The sequence below is a fragment of the Natrinema sp. 1APR25-10V2 genome, from assembly GCF_031626495.1.
In the GTDB taxonomy this organism is placed as follows: Archaea; Halobacteriota; Halobacteria; order Halobacteriales; family Natrialbaceae; genus Natrinema.
In genome coordinates this window covers 866,578-880,652 of record NZ_JAMQOJ010000001.1, presented here as the reverse complement: position 1 = coordinate 880,652, position 14,075 = coordinate 866,578, and the positions used below count along the sequence as shown (strand labels likewise).

General features: G+C 67.0%; 16 protein-coding genes. 10 read left to right on the top strand and 6 right to left on the bottom strand.

What is annotated here, in order from left to right; genetic code table 11:
- Positions 1–357: 357 nt before the first annotated feature.
- Positions 358–843 (top strand): Lrp/AsnC family transcriptional regulator, encoded by a 486-nt coding sequence (locus NDO75_RS04540; protein WP_310904904.1) that lies wholly within the window; start codon positions 358–360, stop codon positions 841–843.
- A 2-nt stretch (positions 844–845) separates the two neighbouring features.
- The gene (locus tag NDO75_RS04535) at positions 846–2,003 is read left to right on the top strand and encodes an aminotransferase class I/II-fold pyridoxal phosphate-dependent enzyme (protein ID WP_310904903.1); all 1,158 of its coding nucleotides are present in this window, start codon (positions 846–848) and stop codon (positions 2,001–2,003) included.
- A gap of 48 nt (positions 2,004–2,051) precedes the next feature.
- Here NDO75_RS04535 and NDO75_RS04530 read toward each other — a convergent pair whose 3' ends face one another.
- The gene (locus tag NDO75_RS04530; RefSeq protein WP_310904902.1) at positions 2,052–2,402 is read right to left on the bottom strand and encodes a helix-turn-helix domain-containing protein; all 351 of its coding nucleotides are present in this window, start codon (positions 2,400–2,402) and stop codon (positions 2,052–2,054) included.
- A gap of 135 nt (positions 2,403–2,537) precedes the next feature.
- On the opposite strand from NDO75_RS04530, the gene NDO75_RS04525 reads away from it, so the two are divergent.
- The gene (locus NDO75_RS04525; protein ID WP_310904901.1) at positions 2,538–3,161 is read left to right on the top strand and encodes a flavin reductase family protein; all 624 of its coding nucleotides are present in this window, start codon (positions 2,538–2,540) and stop codon (positions 3,159–3,161) included.
- Positions 3,162–3,193: 32 nt separating this feature from the next.
- Here NDO75_RS04525 and NDO75_RS04520 read toward each other — a convergent pair whose 3' ends face one another.
- Positions 3,194–4,027: a ZIP family metal transporter gene (locus NDO75_RS04520; RefSeq protein WP_310904900.1), complete on the bottom strand. Its 834-nt coding sequence runs from the start codon at positions 4,025–4,027 to the stop codon at positions 3,194–3,196.
- Between the two features lie 129 nt (positions 4,028–4,156).
- Positions 4,157–4,579 (bottom strand): SRPBCC family protein, encoded by a 423-nt coding sequence (locus NDO75_RS04515; protein WP_310904899.1) that lies wholly within the window; start codon positions 4,577–4,579, stop codon positions 4,157–4,159.
- Positions 4,580–4,699: 120 nt separating this feature from the next.
- On the opposite strand from NDO75_RS04515, the gene NDO75_RS04510 reads away from it, so the two are divergent.
- The 5 genes from NDO75_RS04510 to NDO75_RS04490 all read left to right on the top strand — a co-directional run bounded on the left by NDO75_RS04510 (position 4,700) and on the right by NDO75_RS04490 (position 11,566).
- Positions 4,700–5,617: an ABC transporter ATP-binding protein gene (locus tag NDO75_RS04510; protein ID WP_310904898.1), complete on the top strand. Its 918-nt coding sequence runs from the start codon at positions 4,700–4,702 to the stop codon at positions 5,615–5,617.
- The gene (locus tag NDO75_RS04505) at positions 5,614–7,422 is read left to right on the top strand and encodes a PrsW family intramembrane metalloprotease (RefSeq protein WP_310904897.1); all 1,809 of its coding nucleotides are present in this window, start codon (positions 5,614–5,616) and stop codon (positions 7,420–7,422) included. Before NDO75_RS04510 ends, NDO75_RS04505 begins: the two co-directional genes overlap by 4 nt.
- Positions 7,412–8,509, top strand: coding sequence for an ABC transporter permease (locus NDO75_RS04500; protein WP_310904896.1), 1,098 nt, complete (start codon positions 7,412–7,414; stop codon positions 8,507–8,509). The genes NDO75_RS04505 and NDO75_RS04500 overlap by 11 nt, the downstream gene beginning before the upstream one ends.
- Positions 8,510–8,626: 117 nt before the next feature.
- Complete coding sequence (locus tag NDO75_RS04495) at positions 8,627–10,498, top strand: formate/nitrite transporter family protein (protein ID WP_310904895.1); 1,872 nt, start codon at positions 8,627–8,629, stop codon at positions 10,496–10,498.
- 93 nt (positions 10,499–10,591) lie between these two features.
- Positions 10,592–11,566, top strand: coding sequence for an aldo/keto reductase (locus NDO75_RS04490; protein ID WP_310904894.1), 975 nt, complete (start codon positions 10,592–10,594; stop codon positions 11,564–11,566).
- A gap of 53 nt (positions 11,567–11,619) precedes the next feature.
- Here the strand turns inward: NDO75_RS04490 and NDO75_RS04485 are convergent, their stop codons facing one another.
- Positions 11,620–11,844, bottom strand: coding sequence for a DUF2892 domain-containing protein (locus NDO75_RS04485; protein WP_310904893.1), 225 nt, complete (start codon positions 11,842–11,844; stop codon positions 11,620–11,622).
- Positions 11,845–11,978: 134 nt separating this feature from the next.
- On the opposite strand from NDO75_RS04485, the gene NDO75_RS04480 reads away from it, so the two are divergent.
- Positions 11,979–12,635, top strand: a complete 657-nt coding sequence (locus NDO75_RS04480) for a helix-turn-helix domain-containing protein (protein WP_310904892.1) — start codon at positions 11,979–11,981, stop codon at positions 12,633–12,635.
- Positions 12,636–12,657: 22 nt separating this feature from the next.
- Here NDO75_RS04480 and NDO75_RS04475 read toward each other — a convergent pair whose 3' ends face one another.
- Positions 12,658–13,203, bottom strand: a complete 546-nt coding sequence (locus NDO75_RS04475; protein WP_310904891.1) for a hypothetical protein — start codon at positions 13,201–13,203, stop codon at positions 12,658–12,660.
- Positions 13,204–13,347: 144 nt separating this feature from the next.
- Here NDO75_RS04475 and NDO75_RS04470 point away from each other — a divergent pair, with 144 nt between their 5' ends.
- Positions 13,348–13,764 carry a MarR family winged helix-turn-helix transcriptional regulator gene (locus NDO75_RS04470; RefSeq protein WP_310904890.1) on the top strand — a complete coding sequence of 139 codons (417 nt, stop codon included), beginning with the start codon at positions 13,348–13,350 and terminating at the stop codon, positions 13,762–13,764.
- Positions 13,765–13,806: 42 nt separating this feature from the next.
- Here NDO75_RS04470 and NDO75_RS04465 read toward each other — a convergent pair whose 3' ends face one another.
- A complete protein-coding gene (locus tag NDO75_RS04465) occupies positions 13,807–14,049 on the bottom strand; it encodes a hypothetical protein (RefSeq protein ID WP_310904889.1) in 243 nt (80 codons plus the stop codon).
- Positions 14,050–14,075: the final 26 nt, after the last annotated feature.

Here is a 14,075-nt window from a genome sequence, read left to right as displayed (position 1 = left end):
CGAACGTCTCGATCGATCAGAGCGTCGTGTCGACGGAGGTGTAGTCTGCTAGCGTGGCAACCCGGAGTAGCCACGCCCTCCCCAGCCAATTCACTCGTTCCTTTCAGTCACCCGCTCATCCACTGGAAGACGCCTCGCGTCTTCCAAGCAGTCGCTCGTTTCGCTCGCGACGACCTCGCGCGCTGTCGTCGTCCGCCTTCACTTTCGTTCGGCCGGACTGCCAGCGCGCGCCACCGCATATCGGTCGGTTAGTCCGGAGTGACGCGTCGACGAGCGGGTCGAACGGCGCCCGCTCACCGAAGCAGCGATCGCTGCGAGAACGTTAGAACTTTACTCGCGCTCGCGCTTCGAAGCGATATGAGCGAACGCGAGGTGCTCGAGTTGCTTCGTGAGAACGCGCGGTACTCCGCGGCGGATATCGCGCGAATGACCGACCTCGAGGAAGACGAGGTCGAGGCAGCCATCGAGGATCTCGAGGCAGCAGGCCTGGTGCGTGGCTACCAGGCGGTCGTCGACTGGGACCGGCTCGAGGACGAGCGGGTCCGCGCCGAGGTCGAGTTGAACGTCCGGCTCGACCGCGAGACGGGCTACGACGACATCGCCGAGCGCCTCGCGCGGTTCCCGCAGGTCACGGCCCTGCGGCTGGTCAGCGGCGACTACGACTTCGACATGGAAGTCGAGGGCGACTCCATCCGCGAGGTCTCGCAGTTCATCAGCGAGAAGGTCGCGCCCGTCCCCGAGATCACCCAGACGGTCACCCACTACGTGATGACCTCCTACAAGGAGAACGGGATCGAACTCGGCGACGGCGAGGACGACGACCGCCTCTCGTTCTCACCCTGACCATGACGTTCGAACTGTCAGAGCGGGTGCAGGCGGTCCCGCCGTCGGGCATCCGTCGGTTCTTCGAGATCGCCGAGGAACGCGACGACGTCATCTCCCTGGGTGTGGGTGAGCCGGACTTCGCGACGCCGTGGGCGGCCCGCGACGCCGCGATCACGTCCCTCGAGCAGGGGAAGACCTCCTACACGGCCAACCGCGGCAAGCGCGAGCTCCGCGAAGCGATCGCCGACTACGTCGCCGATCGGTTCGACCTGGGCTACGACCCCGACGAGGAGATCATCGTCACCGCGGGCGCGAGCGAAGCCGTCGATCTGGCCTTCCGTGCCTTCGTGGACCCCGGCGACACGGTCGCGATCGCCCAGCCCGCGTACATCTCCTACGAACCCGGCGTGATCTTCGCCGGCGGCGAGGTGCTGTCCGTCCCGACGAAAGAGGAGAACGATTTCCGACTCACCGTGGAGGGACTCGAGGAAGCCGGTGCGGCCGACGCGGACGTGCTGGTCCTCTGTTACCCGAACAACCCGACGGGGGCGATCATGCCCGAAGCGGACCTCGAGCCGATCGCCGAGTTCGCCCGCGAGCACGATCTGACGGTCTTCTCGGACGAGATCTACGCCGAGTTGACCTACGACGGCGAGCACACCTCGATCGCGAGCCTCCCGGGGATGCGCGAGCGCACCATCGTCTTCAACGGCTTCTCGAAGGCCCACGCGATGACCGGCCTCCGGCTGGGATACGCGCTGGGCCCGCCCGAGGCCATCGGCGCGATGAACAAGATCCACCAGTACACGATGCTCTCGGCCCCGACGACGGCCCAGTACGCCGCGCTCGAGGCCCTTGACTCCTGTGAGAACGACGTCCGAGAGATGGTCGACCAGTACGACCGCCGCCGCCGGTTCGTCCTCTCCCGGTTCCGCGAGATCGGGATGGACGTCTTCGAAGCGAAGGGCGCGTTCTACTGTTTCCCCGAGGTTCCCGAGGGCTTCACCGCCGAGGAGTTCGCCGAGGAAGTGCTGCGCGAACAGGGCGTCGCGGTCGTCCCCGGCGACGTCTTCGGCGACGTCGGCGAAGGGCATCTGCGCGTGTCCTACGCGACCGGGCTCGAGGACCTCCGCAGGGCGCTCAGCAGAATCGAGGCGTTCGTCGCCGAGCACGCCTGAACCCGAGCCGCGCTCGTTTTCGTCCGGTTCCGGATCCGACCGGCTGTGTCAGGGCTCGAGCGCGCTCTCTTCGAGCCAGGAGCCGGCCCAGCACTCGATTTCGTCGAAGACCGGCTCGAGGGATTCGCCCTTGTCGGTGAGACTGTAAAACGTCGCGACTGGCGCGTCCTCCTCGATGCGACGCTCGACGAAGCCCATCTCCCCGAGGTCGTCGAGGACCCGCGAGAGGGTGCGCGCGTTCGCGCCGGTCGAGCGCTTGAGTTCGTTGAACCGCTGCTCGCCGTCTAACAGTTCGTGGAGCACTGCGAGTCGCCACTGCGAGCCGATCTGCTCGAGGGAGGCGATGACGGGACAGGCGTCGGCGTTTCGCTCGCGGGGTTCTGTCTGTGGGGACGACATCGATAGTATCTGCTGGCGCCTACGTCGCGAACAGCTTTAGTAGTTCGCATCCGAACCGGGTAACATCGTGTTAGTAGCAACCCGGGAGACGGCTTCGACGGGATCGGTCGCAACGCAGCCGGCGGAGGCGCTTCGATGACGGACGACGGATCGAGAGTCGACGACGCGAGCCTCGAGATCGACGTCGACGACCACGACGGCTCGCTCTATCGGATCCTCTCGAGCGCCGTCGTCCCGCGGCCGATCGCGTGGGTCAGCACCTCGAGCGAGGACGGCGTCGACAACCTCGCGCCGTACAGCTTCTTCACCGTCGCGTCGGTCGCGCCGCCGGTCTTGCTGTTCGCGCCCGTGGACGGCACGGACGGACTCAAGGACACGCCGCGCAACGCCCGCGAAACCGGCGAGTTCGTCGTCAACCTCGTCACCGAGGAGTTGGCCGAGGCGATGAACGAGACCAGCGCCACGCTGCCCGCCGGCGAGAGCGAGTTCGACCACGCCACCCTCGAGCGGGCCGAGTCGGCCGCGGTCGACCCGCCCCGCGTCGCCGGCGCGAAGGTGGCCTTCGAGTGCGCCCTCCACGACCTGATCGACGTGGGCGGTTCGACGCTCGTCCTCGGCGAGGTCCGCCACGTCCACCTCGACGAGTCGGTGACGAGCGACGGGAAGATAGACGTCGACGAGATCGACGCCGTCGGCCGGCTCGCGGGGAGTCGGTACGCGCGGCTGGCTGATCGATTCTCGCTCGAGCGGCCGCCGTAGCGCGGGTTCCGGCCGAAGTCAGAGTGAGACCGCTATCCCAGACTCACGTCCAAGTAAAGCATCACGACTACGCCGGCCATCACGCCGAGGGTAGCGATCCGTTCGTAGCCGCGCGTGTGCGTTTCCGGAATGATCTCGTCGGAGATGACGAACAGCATCGCTCCGGCGGCGAAGCCCATCGCGTACGGGAGCAACGGCTCGACGACGCTCACCGCCAGCGCGCCGAGCACCGCGAGCGGGATTTCGACGATGCCCGACCGCAATCCGGCGAACGCCGCGTAGAAGCGCCGATCCAGTCCCGCGTTGATCGCGGCCACCGAGACGGCGAGCCCTTCCGGAATGTTCTGAATCCCGATGGCGAGCATGAGTGGAATCGCGTTCTCGACGTTGCCGGAGCCGAAGCCGACGCCGACGGCCAGCCCCTCCGGCATGTTGTGGAGGGTGATCGCCAGGATGAACAGGATAACGGGGGTCAGCCGTTCGTTCTCGAGGGGGAGGGACGTGCTGGGGTTGGCTCCGTCCGTTCGTCTGGATCCGGTCAGCAGATAGTGCGCGTGTGGGACAAGCCCGTCGGCCCGGTCGAGAAAGACGACGCCGAGGACAACGCCGACGAGCGTGGGCACCGGATCGCCGCCGGAGTACTGCTCGATTCCGGGGATGATGAGGCTCGTGAAGGCTGCAGCGAGCATCACGCCGGCCGCGAACCCGAGCGCGCCGTCGAGCGCGCGCTCCGAGGGGTCGCGCCAGACGAGTATCAGCGACGCGCCGAGCAGATTCAGCGACGCGATGACGATCCCGCCGACGAGCCCCTGGACGACCGGATTTTCACCGGCAATCCGGACGAACAACTCGGCTACGGAGGCCATGCTCCCCTCCCGTGAATCGATCCGTACACACCGCCGCGGCGCGTCTCGCCACGCGTCATTTCGGTGTGGAAGACTGACGAAGACCGGATAAATCCACCGATCAGGGAGGAGACGTACCGACGCGATTCGCTACCGAACGGGCGACCCGTCAGCCTCGAGCAGCGCCTCTAGATTCTCGAGCGAGCGCAGACTGATCGGCGCGGAACCCGCCTGATGGAGCGGCAGTTCGAACGCGATCCGACAGCGGTTCTCGCCGAGGTCGTCGACGCGGTGGGCGGCAGCCGGAATCCCGGTCACCCGCCAGGTCCACCGCCGCGCCGTACAGGCGGTGATCCGGAACGGGACCCAGACGCCGGGGAGTCGTATCCGGCCGGTCGTCCCGGTTCGAATTCGGCGATCCGTCGAGTCGACGCCGTGGACGATCGGCGACCACTCGGGCCACTGCGTCGTGTCGACGATGGCGTCCCAGGCGTCGGCCGGCGGGGCGGCGACGACGGTCGAGACCTCGAGGCGGCGGCCGTCAGGGGTTCGCGCGGTCCGGACTCGAGTCATAGCCGTCACTACGCCGTCCTCGGCTTTGGGGGTTTGGACCGGACGCCGAACGGTCGGCGAATCTCGACAGTCTCTGGCCGCTAGACTTTACTGGGGTCGCTCCCTCGGTCGCGCTATCCAATGGCTATACTCGAAGTGGACGACCTCCGGAAGGAGTACGGCGGCTTCGTGGCCGTCGAGGGGAGCTCCTTCTCGATCGAGCGCGGTGAGGTCTACGGCGTCGTCGGCCCGAACGGCGCGGGCAAGACGACGACGCTGAAGATGCTCGCGGGGCTGATCGAGCCGACCGCCGGCACCGCCGTCGTCGCCGGTCACAGGCCCGGCGAACCCGCGATGCAGCGCCGCCTCGGCTTCCTCCCCGAGGAGTCGCCGCTCTACGAGGAGATGACCGCGATCAGCTACCTCGAGTTCTTCGCCGACCTCTACGACGTCCCGAAAGACGTGGCGCGCGAGCGGATCCACGACTCGCTGGACCGGCTCGATCTCGAGCACCGCGACCGCCGGATCGGGAACATGTCGAAGGGAATGCAGCGGAAGGTCGCGATCGCGCGGGCCCTGGTGAACGACCCCGACGTCTTGATCTTCGACGAGCCGGCGTCCGGACTCGATCCGCTGACGACCAACTACATCATCGAGTTCACCCGCGAACTGAGCGACGAGGGGAAGACGATCGTCTTCAGTGCGCACAACCTCTTTCACGTCGAGAGCATCTGCGATCGGCTCATCATCATGAACGACGGCCGGATCGTCGCCCGCGGTACGTTAGCGGAGATCCGGGACGCCCACGGCGGCACCGAGTACCACGTCTACGCGACGGCCGACGGTAGCGATGGGGTCGCCGCGATGGACGGGCCGGTCGAGGTGACCCGAGAGAACGGTCGGGTTCGTCACGTCGTCGGCGACATGGACGCCGTCGAGTCGATCCGCGAGTACGTCGAGGCGGCCGGCGGCCGCGTCACGGACATCCAGACGGAGACGCCGAGTTTGGAGGAGATTTTCCTCGAAGTCGCGCGCGAACCGGCGGAGGCGGAGACGTGAGCGAGGGCCGTCTCCGCGGATTCGTCGCTCGTACGGCCCGAATCGCCCGCTGGGAGATATTCCGCAGCGCCGGCACCGTCGACCGGAAGACGGCGGTGGCACTGGTCGTGATGGCCCTCGCCGTCGGCACCGCTGGGTTCACGGTCCCCGACTCGGGGCTCGGCCTCGAGCGCGAAATCTACGTCGTCGGCGTCGACGCGGACAGTCCCTACCACGACGCTGCGGTCCACAGCGAACAGTTCCGGCCGGTCCCGCTCGAGGACGTCGAAACGGAGGGCGATGCGAACGCCGACGTGATCGTGACGCGTGACGGCCGGATCGGCTACGTCGGCGACAACGGCGAGGTCGCCGCCGACGCGTTTCGAGACGCCATCCAGTCGTACAACGCGAAGCTGATGGACGAGGAAGCGGACGAGGCGGCCGCCTATCCGGTCCTCGTCTCGATCGACTACCAGAACCGAGACCTTGGCGGAGCGACGGACACCGGTAATGGGAGTACAACCGGCGGTGGCGGTGACGGAACCGACGGGAGGACCACCGGTAGCGACAGCGGGCCGGACGGGACCGACGGCAGCGGTGGAAGCGAACCCGGCAGCGACGGGGACGGTCGACTTCAGGTCCCCGGCCTCGGCGGCGGGTCGACGGCGTCGACGGCTCCGGGGACGCCCGGTTCGATCGCACCGCCGTTTCCCTTCCAGTCGCTCGTCCTCGCGTTCCTGTTCGTCGTGCCGATGAACTTCGTCATCCAGGCCTACGGGAGCACGATCATGGACGAACGCGTGAAGCGACGGGGTGAACTGCTGCTGGTCTCGCCCGCCTCGCGCCTCGAGATCGTGGCCGGCAAGACGCTGCCCTATCTGGGGGGCCTCGTCGCGATCGTCGTCGCCATCGCGTACGCGATCGACGGCGGTCCCCTCGCCGTCGCGGCGGCGCTGCCGATCGCGCTGCTCTTCCTCGGGTCGACGTTCATCGGGGCGATGCTCGCCCGGTCGTTCAAGGAACTGACGTTCGTGACGGTCACGATCAGCGTCTTCCTGACGACGTACACGTTCATCCCGGCGATCTTCACCGACGTTCACGCCGTCGCGCTGATCTCGCCGCTGACGATCGTCGTGATGGACCTCCAGAACCAGTCGGTTACCGCCGGGGAGTACCTGTTCTCGACCGCGCCGTTCTATCTGAGCGCGGCCGTCTTCTTCCTGCTCGGGATCGGCGTCTACCGCGAGGAGGACATGTTCGCCCAGAAACCGATCCCGGCGAAGGCCATCGATGCGATCGCGAGTCGCATTCGCGGTCGGCGAAGCGTCCCGTTGCTGTCGATCCTCTTCATCCCCTTCGTGTTCGCGAGCCAGTTGCTCGCCGTCGCGCTCCTCTTCGCCGTCCCGCAGGCGGTCGCAGTGCCGGTCATCGTCGTTATCGCCGCTGCCGTCGAGGAGATCGCGAAGAGCATCCACGTCTACGCCGGCATCGCCCGCTCGAGATTCGACGCGACGCTTCGGACCGCCGCCGTGCTCGGTGCGCTCTCCGGAGCCGGCTTCTTCGTCGGCGAGAAGCTCACTCACGTCGTCCAGTTCGTTGGCTTGCCCGACCTGTCGGTCGGTGCCGCCGCGTTCGGCCCCACCGTCTCGAGCGATCCGCTCGTTCTCCTCGCGGTGTTTCTCGCGCCGCTTGCGCTACACGTCACGACGGCCGTCGTCTCGGCGCTCGGTGCGAGCCGCGGTCGGACGGGCTACGCCGTCGGCTTCCTCGCGGCGACGCTGATTCACGCGGCCTACAACCTCGGGGTGATCGCCCTTGTCGCGTGAGCGCGACGGCGGTCGCGAGTCGGGCTCGAGCCGGGGGGCACGCTGGGCCATCGCCCGCCGGGAACTGCGCTCGCTGCGCTCCGAGAAGACGATCATCCTGGCGCTGACGATTCAGCTGTTCATCGCGGCGTTCTCCTCGTTCCTGGTCGTCGGCCTCGTCTCGCTGTACGATCCCGGCTCGGTCGACGGCTATCGGACGGAGGTCGCCGTCACTGGCGACGATCCCGATACCTTGCTCGCGGTCGCGGAGGAACGTGACGGCGTCGCGGCGGAGTACTACGACGACCGTGGGGCCGCCTATCAGGCGTTCGAGTCCGGCCGGGTCACGGCCGTCCTCGACGCGAACAGGAACGACGACGGGCGGCTCAGCGTCAGAGTCACCGCCCCGGAGGAGGGGATCCAAACGACCCTGCTCGTCGTCCAGCTTCGGGACACCTTGGAGCGCGTCGAACGCGTCGAGCGCGAGCGCAACGCCGACGCCGGTCGGCTCGAGCGAGCGCCGCTACCGGTGCCAGAGGAAGTCGGCTCGAGCCCGTACGTCGGCTTCACGTACACCGTGTTGCTGCCGCTCCTGCTGTTCCTCCCGGTGTTCATCAGCGGCTCGATCGCCGTCGACTCGCTGATCGAGGAGCGCCAGCGGGGTACCCTCGAGTTGCTCCGGGTCGCCCCGCTCTCGCTGGCGGACGTGATCGACGCCAAGCTGCTGGCGACGGCAGGGCTGGCACCGATTCAGGCGATCGCCTGGCTCCTCTTGCTGTCGGCCAACGGGACCTCGATCGCCGGTCCAGCGGCGCTGATCGTGCTGGTGGCCGCGCTGTCGCTGTTCGTGGTCGCCGGCGGCGTCGCGGTCGCGCTGTGGGCCCCCGACAGGCGGCAGGCCCAACTCCTCTACTCCGTGGCCACCGTCGGCGCGCTGGTCGTCGCGACCGTCCTGCCCGAACACCCCGCGAACACGGTCGCGAAGTTCGCGATCGGCACCCCGACGGGGACGACCTGGGCGCTGCTCGGGATCTACTGCTTGCTCGGGGTCGCCGCCTTCCTCGCGCTCCGAGCGGGCGTCGGCCGGCTCGACCCCGACTCGCTGTAGGGCTCGAGAAACCGAGTCGGACGCTTGCGGAACTCGCCGTCGCTGCCGCGATCCCTCGTCACGACGGCTAATAGCAGATACTAAACGCGTCGTCTCGTTACGGGTTCGTACTGAACGATGAGCGATCGCGAACCACCCGATCAGCAGCGTACTGACTACGCACCGGCCGAGCGCCATCGGCCGGACCGAGATTCGTCCGATCAGGAACAGGTCCGAGAGGCCGTCGAGCGGTCCAGAAGCGGCGCGCCGGCGGTCGGCGCGGTCGTCCGCGACCGGTTCTCGTCCGACGAGATCTTCCAGCGGATCGTCGCCGCGGCCGACGAGGAGATTACCTCCGGAAGCCGCGAACTGTTCTTCAGCGGTCTCGCCGCCGGCTTCGCGATCACGATCACGTTCCTCCTGTACGCTTCGTTGACGGCCTCGACCGACGGTCACCCGATTCTGAGCAAGCTGTTGTATCCGCTCGGCTTCATCTACATCATCATCGGCGGCTACCAGCTCTACACCGAAAACACGCTACCACCGGTCGCACTGACGCTGGAACGACTGGCCAGCGTTCCGGCGCTGCTGCGCCACTGGTCGATCGTGTTGGCAGGCAACTTCGCCGGTGGTGCCCTCGGCGCGATCGCGCTGACGTGGGGCGGCGTCTTCGACGACGACACGGCGGCCGCCGCGATGGAACTCTCCCGTCACGGCGTCGAGACCTCGTGGTGGACACTATTCTCCAAGGCGGCGTTCGCCGGCCTGATCGTCGCCGGCGTCGTCTGGATCGTCTACGCCTCCCGCGACACCATCTCGCGGCTCGTCGTCGTCTACATGGCTTTCCTGGCGATCCCGCTCGGCGACCTGTTTCACGTCGTCGTCTCTTTCACCGAGATGGTCTATCTGGTGCTGGCTGGCGAACTCGCCCTCCTGACCGGGCTCTACGGCTTCGTCCTGCCGGTCCTGCTGGGCAACACCATCGGCGGCATCGTCCTCGTCACCGTCGTCAACTACTTCCAGACGAGCGAACACCGTCTCCAGTCGGCCCGCTTCGAGGGAGCGAACCGGCAGCTCTCGATCTCGGAGTGGCTGTTCGGTTCCTACGCGGGCCGATCGTACGTCCCGTTGATCAACACGGCGGAGATCCACGGGGACGACGAGGACGCCTACCGGATCCTCGTCCCCATCTCGAACCCGCGAACCGAGTCGGCGATGGTCGACTTCGCCTGCACGCTCGCAAGCGGCCGCGAGAACGCGGTCGTCCACGCCGTCCACATCGTCCAGACGCCCAATCGGACGTCGCTGCGCTACGGCGCCGGACAGACCCAGCGGATCGTCGCCGAGTCCGAGGAGCGCATGGCGGACGTTCGGAAGCGGGCAGCCAGCTACGACGTGCCCTGCGAGACGTCGACGGTCGTCTCTCACCGGTCGTTCGAGGACGTCTTCGCCACCGCGGAGCGCGAGCGCTCCGACCTCGTCCTGCTCGGCTGGGGCACCGACCGGCCGTGGAGCACCGGTCGCGCCGAGCGCCGGATCAGCGAACTGACGAGCAACCTCCCCTGTGACTTCCTCATCCTCAAGGATCGGGAGCTGGACGCCTCGCGGGTCCTGCTGGCGACCGCCGGCGGTCCGGACTCGGACCTGAGCGCCGAGGTCGCGCGGACGCTGCAGGCGGAAACCGCGGCCGACGTGACGCTCCTGCACGTCGTCGCCGGCTCGAGCGACCGCGAGACCGGCGAGCAGTTCCTCGAGGAGTGGGCCGCCGAGCGCGGACTCGAGAACGCCGAACTCGTCGTCGACGACTCCGGCGACGTCGAGGACGCCATCTGTCGCGCGGCCGCGGATCACTCGCTCGTCCTGCTGGGCGCGACCGAGGAGGGCGTGATCTCGCGGCTCATGACCGATTCCCTCCACATGGACGTGGTCAACGAGGTCGATAGTTCGGTCCTGCTCGCCGAGCGACCGAGCGATCGGAACGTCTTCGAGCGGCTGTTCGGCCACTGGTAGTCCGTCCCGCCGATCCGGAGAGGGTATCGTTCGATACGTGTTGTCGTTTGCCGCACCACGCACGCTTTTTTCGCGGGTTTCCGTACGGCCGCTATGGAGTACACGACGCTCGGTTCGACCGGGATGCAGGTGAGTCGCATCTGTCTGGGCTGTATGAGTTTCGGCTCGAGCGACTGGCGCGAGTGGGTGTTAGACGACGAGGAGAGCCAGAAGATCATCGACCGCGCGATCGACCTGGGGATCAACTTCTTCGATACCGCGAACATGTACTCGATGGGCGAGTCCGAGCGCGTCCTCGGCGAGGCCCTCGAGGGCCACCGCGAGGAGTCGGTCGTCGCGACGAAGGGGTTCTTCCGGATGCGCGAGGACGATCCGAACTCCGGCGGACTCTCCCGGAAGGCGATCGAGCAGGAACTGGCGGCCAGCCGAGAGCGGCTGGGAATGGACACGATCGACCTCTATCAGATCCACCGACTGGATCACAACACGCCGATCGAAACGACGCTGCGAGCGCTCGACGACGCCGTTCGCCGGGGCCACGCGCGGTACGTCGGTGCGTCCTCGATGTGGGCCCACGAGTTCGCCGACGCCCTGCACACGAGCGACTCGCTGGGACTCGAGCGGTTCCAGACGATGCAGAACCACTACAACCTCACCTACCGGGAGGAGGAACGCGAGATGCTGCCGCTGTGCGACAGGGAGAACGTGGGCGTCATCCCGTGGTCGCCCCTGGCTCGCGGCTACCTGACGCGACCGCACGAGGAAATCGACGCGACGACGCGCGGCGAGTCGGAAGAGTACCTCTACGAACACCCCTACCGCGAGGGCGGTGGTCCGGAGATCAACGAGCGCGTCGCGGAAGTGGCCGACGACAAGGGCGTCACGATGGCCCAGATCGCCCTCGCGTGGCTGCTCCACAAGGACTGGGTCGACGCACCCATCGTCGGCACGACCAGCGTCGAACACCTGGAGCAGGCCGTCGAGGCGCTCGAGATCGATCTCTCCGATTCCGAGATGGAGTACCTCGAGGCGCCCTACGAACCGGTGCCGGTGTCCGGCCATAGCTGATCCGTTTGGCGGCCGCTTCCAGTCGCTAGAACGATTGGCGGTTCACCCGACCGTCACTCGCACGAGCAAGACGACGTCTCGGTCGTATCGATTCCGAGGAGGAAGTTGCCGCCGCAGAACCGGGTCACCGCGTTGACCAGCAGGCCCGATCCCGCGATCGCCGTCGCGACGGCGGTGGTGCGCCGACCGGAAAGCACCGCCGCACCGGCGACGACGAGCAGCCACGTTCCCAGGACGCCCCTGACGATTCGATCGAGTCCGCCGACGTTTCGCTGCATACGCGTCCGAACGGCCGCCGGGGAGGAATCGATTCGGCCGAACCGTTCGGGTGGGTTTATGGCCGTGATGTGGGCAGCGCCGATGACGGCCGTCCGGAACAAATCCTTTTGCTCCCCTGTTCGAACGCGATTTCATGAAACGCGTCCGCATCACGCTGGACCCGCGGGGCGCCTATGCGCCGCCGATCTACGAACGGCTCGCAGGCGGGGCCGACTACATAGAGCGCGCGCGGATCGTCAACTGGAACGTCTCCGACCCGCCGACCGGCTTTCTGTTCCGCCTCGAGGGCGAGTACCGCCGATTCGAGCGCGAACTCGCCGAGAGTTCGATGGTCTCGGATTACGAGGTGCTCCCGATCACGGACCGGGCGTGTTACTGCTTTCTCGAGGGGGAGGTCTCGACGGCCGCACGCTCGCTGTTCGAGAACTTCACCCGTGGCAGCCTCATGACGGTGCCACCGATCGAGTGCAACGACGACGGGACGAACACGTTCAGTATCGTCGGGACGGAGGCCGACATTCAGGCCGCAGTCGACGGCGTCCCCGACGGCGTCGGCGTGACCCTCGAGCAGGTCGGCGGCAAGCGCGTCGCCACCGACAGCGTCGTCGGCCGACTGTCCGAACGACAACGGGAAGCGGTCGTGGCCGCGTTCGAGCTCGGCTACTACGACGTCCCCCGGACGGCGACGACCGAAGACGTGGCTCGCGAACTCGACTGCGCGACGGCGACCGCGGCGGAACACCTCCAGAAGGCCGAATCGACGGTGTTCACGTCCCTGTTCGACGCGTAATCGTCCGTCTCGCTCGACCGGTTCACGGCAGCGCTTCGGCGGCCTCGACGAGGTCGGCTTCGGTCTCCCACCGATGCAACCGCTCCTCGTCCTCGAGCAGGTCGAAGACGCCGTCCTGCATCCAGTCGAACGCCCGGTCGTCCTCGTACTCGCGTTTGAGGACGTGGGTCTTTTCGAAGTACTCCGTCGTCCCGGCGAGCAGCCCCTGCTCGACGAGGAAGCCGCTCGGCTCGCGCTCCGCGACGCCGACGATGTGGGTGACCAGATCGGCCAGCAGACAGAACTTCTGGATCCCGTTGTCCCACTCGCCGCGAACGTCGACCATCCGGAACGCGTAGGCGTCCGGCCGGCGGTTCAGGCGGTCGACGACCAGGTTCAGCCGGCGGATCGGCTCCCGGTCGTAGTTGCCGAGAACGAAATACGACCGGTCCGTCTCGTAGAGCGGCCGGAGTTCGCTCAGCGCGTGGAGGAGTTCCTCGTTGTCCGACAGCGAGAGCTCCGCGGCCTCGAGTCGCTCCGTCGCGCTCGCCAACACCTCGTCCGGCTCCGGCGGATCGTCGTCGGTCATACGAACCAGTTATCGTGAATTACGGATAGTCGTTACCGTCCCGTTTCCGATTCTTCCGATACCCGTCGAGGCGCTCGCTCGAGTGTTCACCCGGTGGTTTACTCCAGGGTAAACTACTTGGCGCTGCGCTCCGTATCGGCTCGTATGAGTACCGACGTGGGGACGCCGGAGGGGGCAAACGCGCGCGAACTCGTCCACTTCGTCACCCAGGAGACGCGGTTCGCGATCCTCGCCAACATCCTGCAACACCCCGAGGGACTGCCGTCGCTGTACGAACTCGAGCAACTCAACCCGAGCGTGAGCGAGGCGACGGTCTACAAGCACGTCCAGAAGCTGATCGACGCCGGCGTCGTCGAGGCGGTCGCGCTGCCCGAGGACGAGCGTCGACAGGGCTACCCCTGGAAATTCTACCGGCTGACCGACGAGGGGCGGGCGTTCCTCGAGGATCACAACCTGCTCGCCGCGGAGGAGACCCTGCAGCGAATCTACGAGACGATTTCCGATAAATCGGAAAAGATGGTCAGATACGAGAACGCTCCCCGTCCGGACCTCGACGGCTAGCAGCCCACTCGCAAACGGCTGCCAGCGGAAGCTCGGTCGCGTTCACAAGAGCGTGACCAGATAGATGACTAACCCACTGTGCCAGACGACGGCCGCGGCCGCGTGACGGGGATCGGTCGCGGGAGCCGGCGGGTTGCGGACGACCGCGTCCCACAGGAACAGCGTCGCCACGAGCGCGCCGCCGAAGAGCCCGTAATAGACGTCGACAGCGGCGTGCTGGCCGGCGGCGAACCCGAGTAGCAGGGACGCTACCATCCCGCCGAGGAGCCGATCGTAGTAGTCCATCGTTCTAGCGAAGACTAGTCGGCCCG

Coding starts and splice junctions, on each gene's coding strand:
- NDO75_RS04540 (WP_310904904.1), top strand. CDS start 358: ATGAGCGAACGCGAGGTGCTCGAGTTGCTTCGTGAGAACGCGCGGTAC.
- NDO75_RS04525 (WP_310904901.1), top strand. CDS start 2,538: ATGACGGACGACGGATCGAGAGTCGACGACGCGAGCCTCGAGATCGAC.
- NDO75_RS04475 (WP_310904891.1), bottom strand. CDS start 13,203: ATGACCGACGACGATCCGCCGGAGCCGGACGAGGTGTTGGCGAGCGCG.
- NDO75_RS04480 (WP_310904892.1), top strand. CDS start 11,979: ATGAAACGCGTCCGCATCACGCTGGACCCGCGGGGCGCCTATGCGCCG.
- NDO75_RS04495 (WP_310904895.1), top strand. CDS start 8,627: ATGAGCGATCGCGAACCACCCGATCAGCAGCGTACTGACTACGCACCG.
- NDO75_RS04490 (WP_310904894.1), top strand. CDS start 10,592: ATGGAGTACACGACGCTCGGTTCGACCGGGATGCAGGTGAGTCGCATC.
- NDO75_RS04470 (WP_310904890.1), top strand. CDS start 13,348: ATGAGTACCGACGTGGGGACGCCGGAGGGGGCAAACGCGCGCGAACTC.
- NDO75_RS04510 (WP_310904898.1), top strand. CDS start 4,700: ATGGCTATACTCGAAGTGGACGACCTCCGGAAGGAGTACGGCGGCTTC.
- NDO75_RS04535 (WP_310904903.1), top strand. CDS start 846: ATGACGTTCGAACTGTCAGAGCGGGTGCAGGCGGTCCCGCCGTCGGGC.
- NDO75_RS04530 (WP_310904902.1), bottom strand. CDS start 2,402: ATGTCGTCCCCACAGACAGAACCCCGCGAGCGAAACGCCGACGCCTGT.
- NDO75_RS04465 (WP_310904889.1), bottom strand. CDS start 14,049: ATGGACTACTACGATCGGCTCCTCGGCGGGATGGTAGCGTCCCTGCTA.
- NDO75_RS04520 (WP_310904900.1), bottom strand. CDS start 4,027: ATGGCCTCCGTAGCCGAGTTGTTCGTCCGGATTGCCGGTGAAAATCCG.
- NDO75_RS04515 (WP_310904899.1), bottom strand. CDS start 4,579: ATGACTCGAGTCCGGACCGCGCGAACCCCTGACGGCCGCCGCCTCGAG.
- NDO75_RS04485 (WP_310904893.1), bottom strand. CDS start 11,844: ATGCAGCGAAACGTCGGCGGACTCGATCGAATCGTCAGGGGCGTCCTG.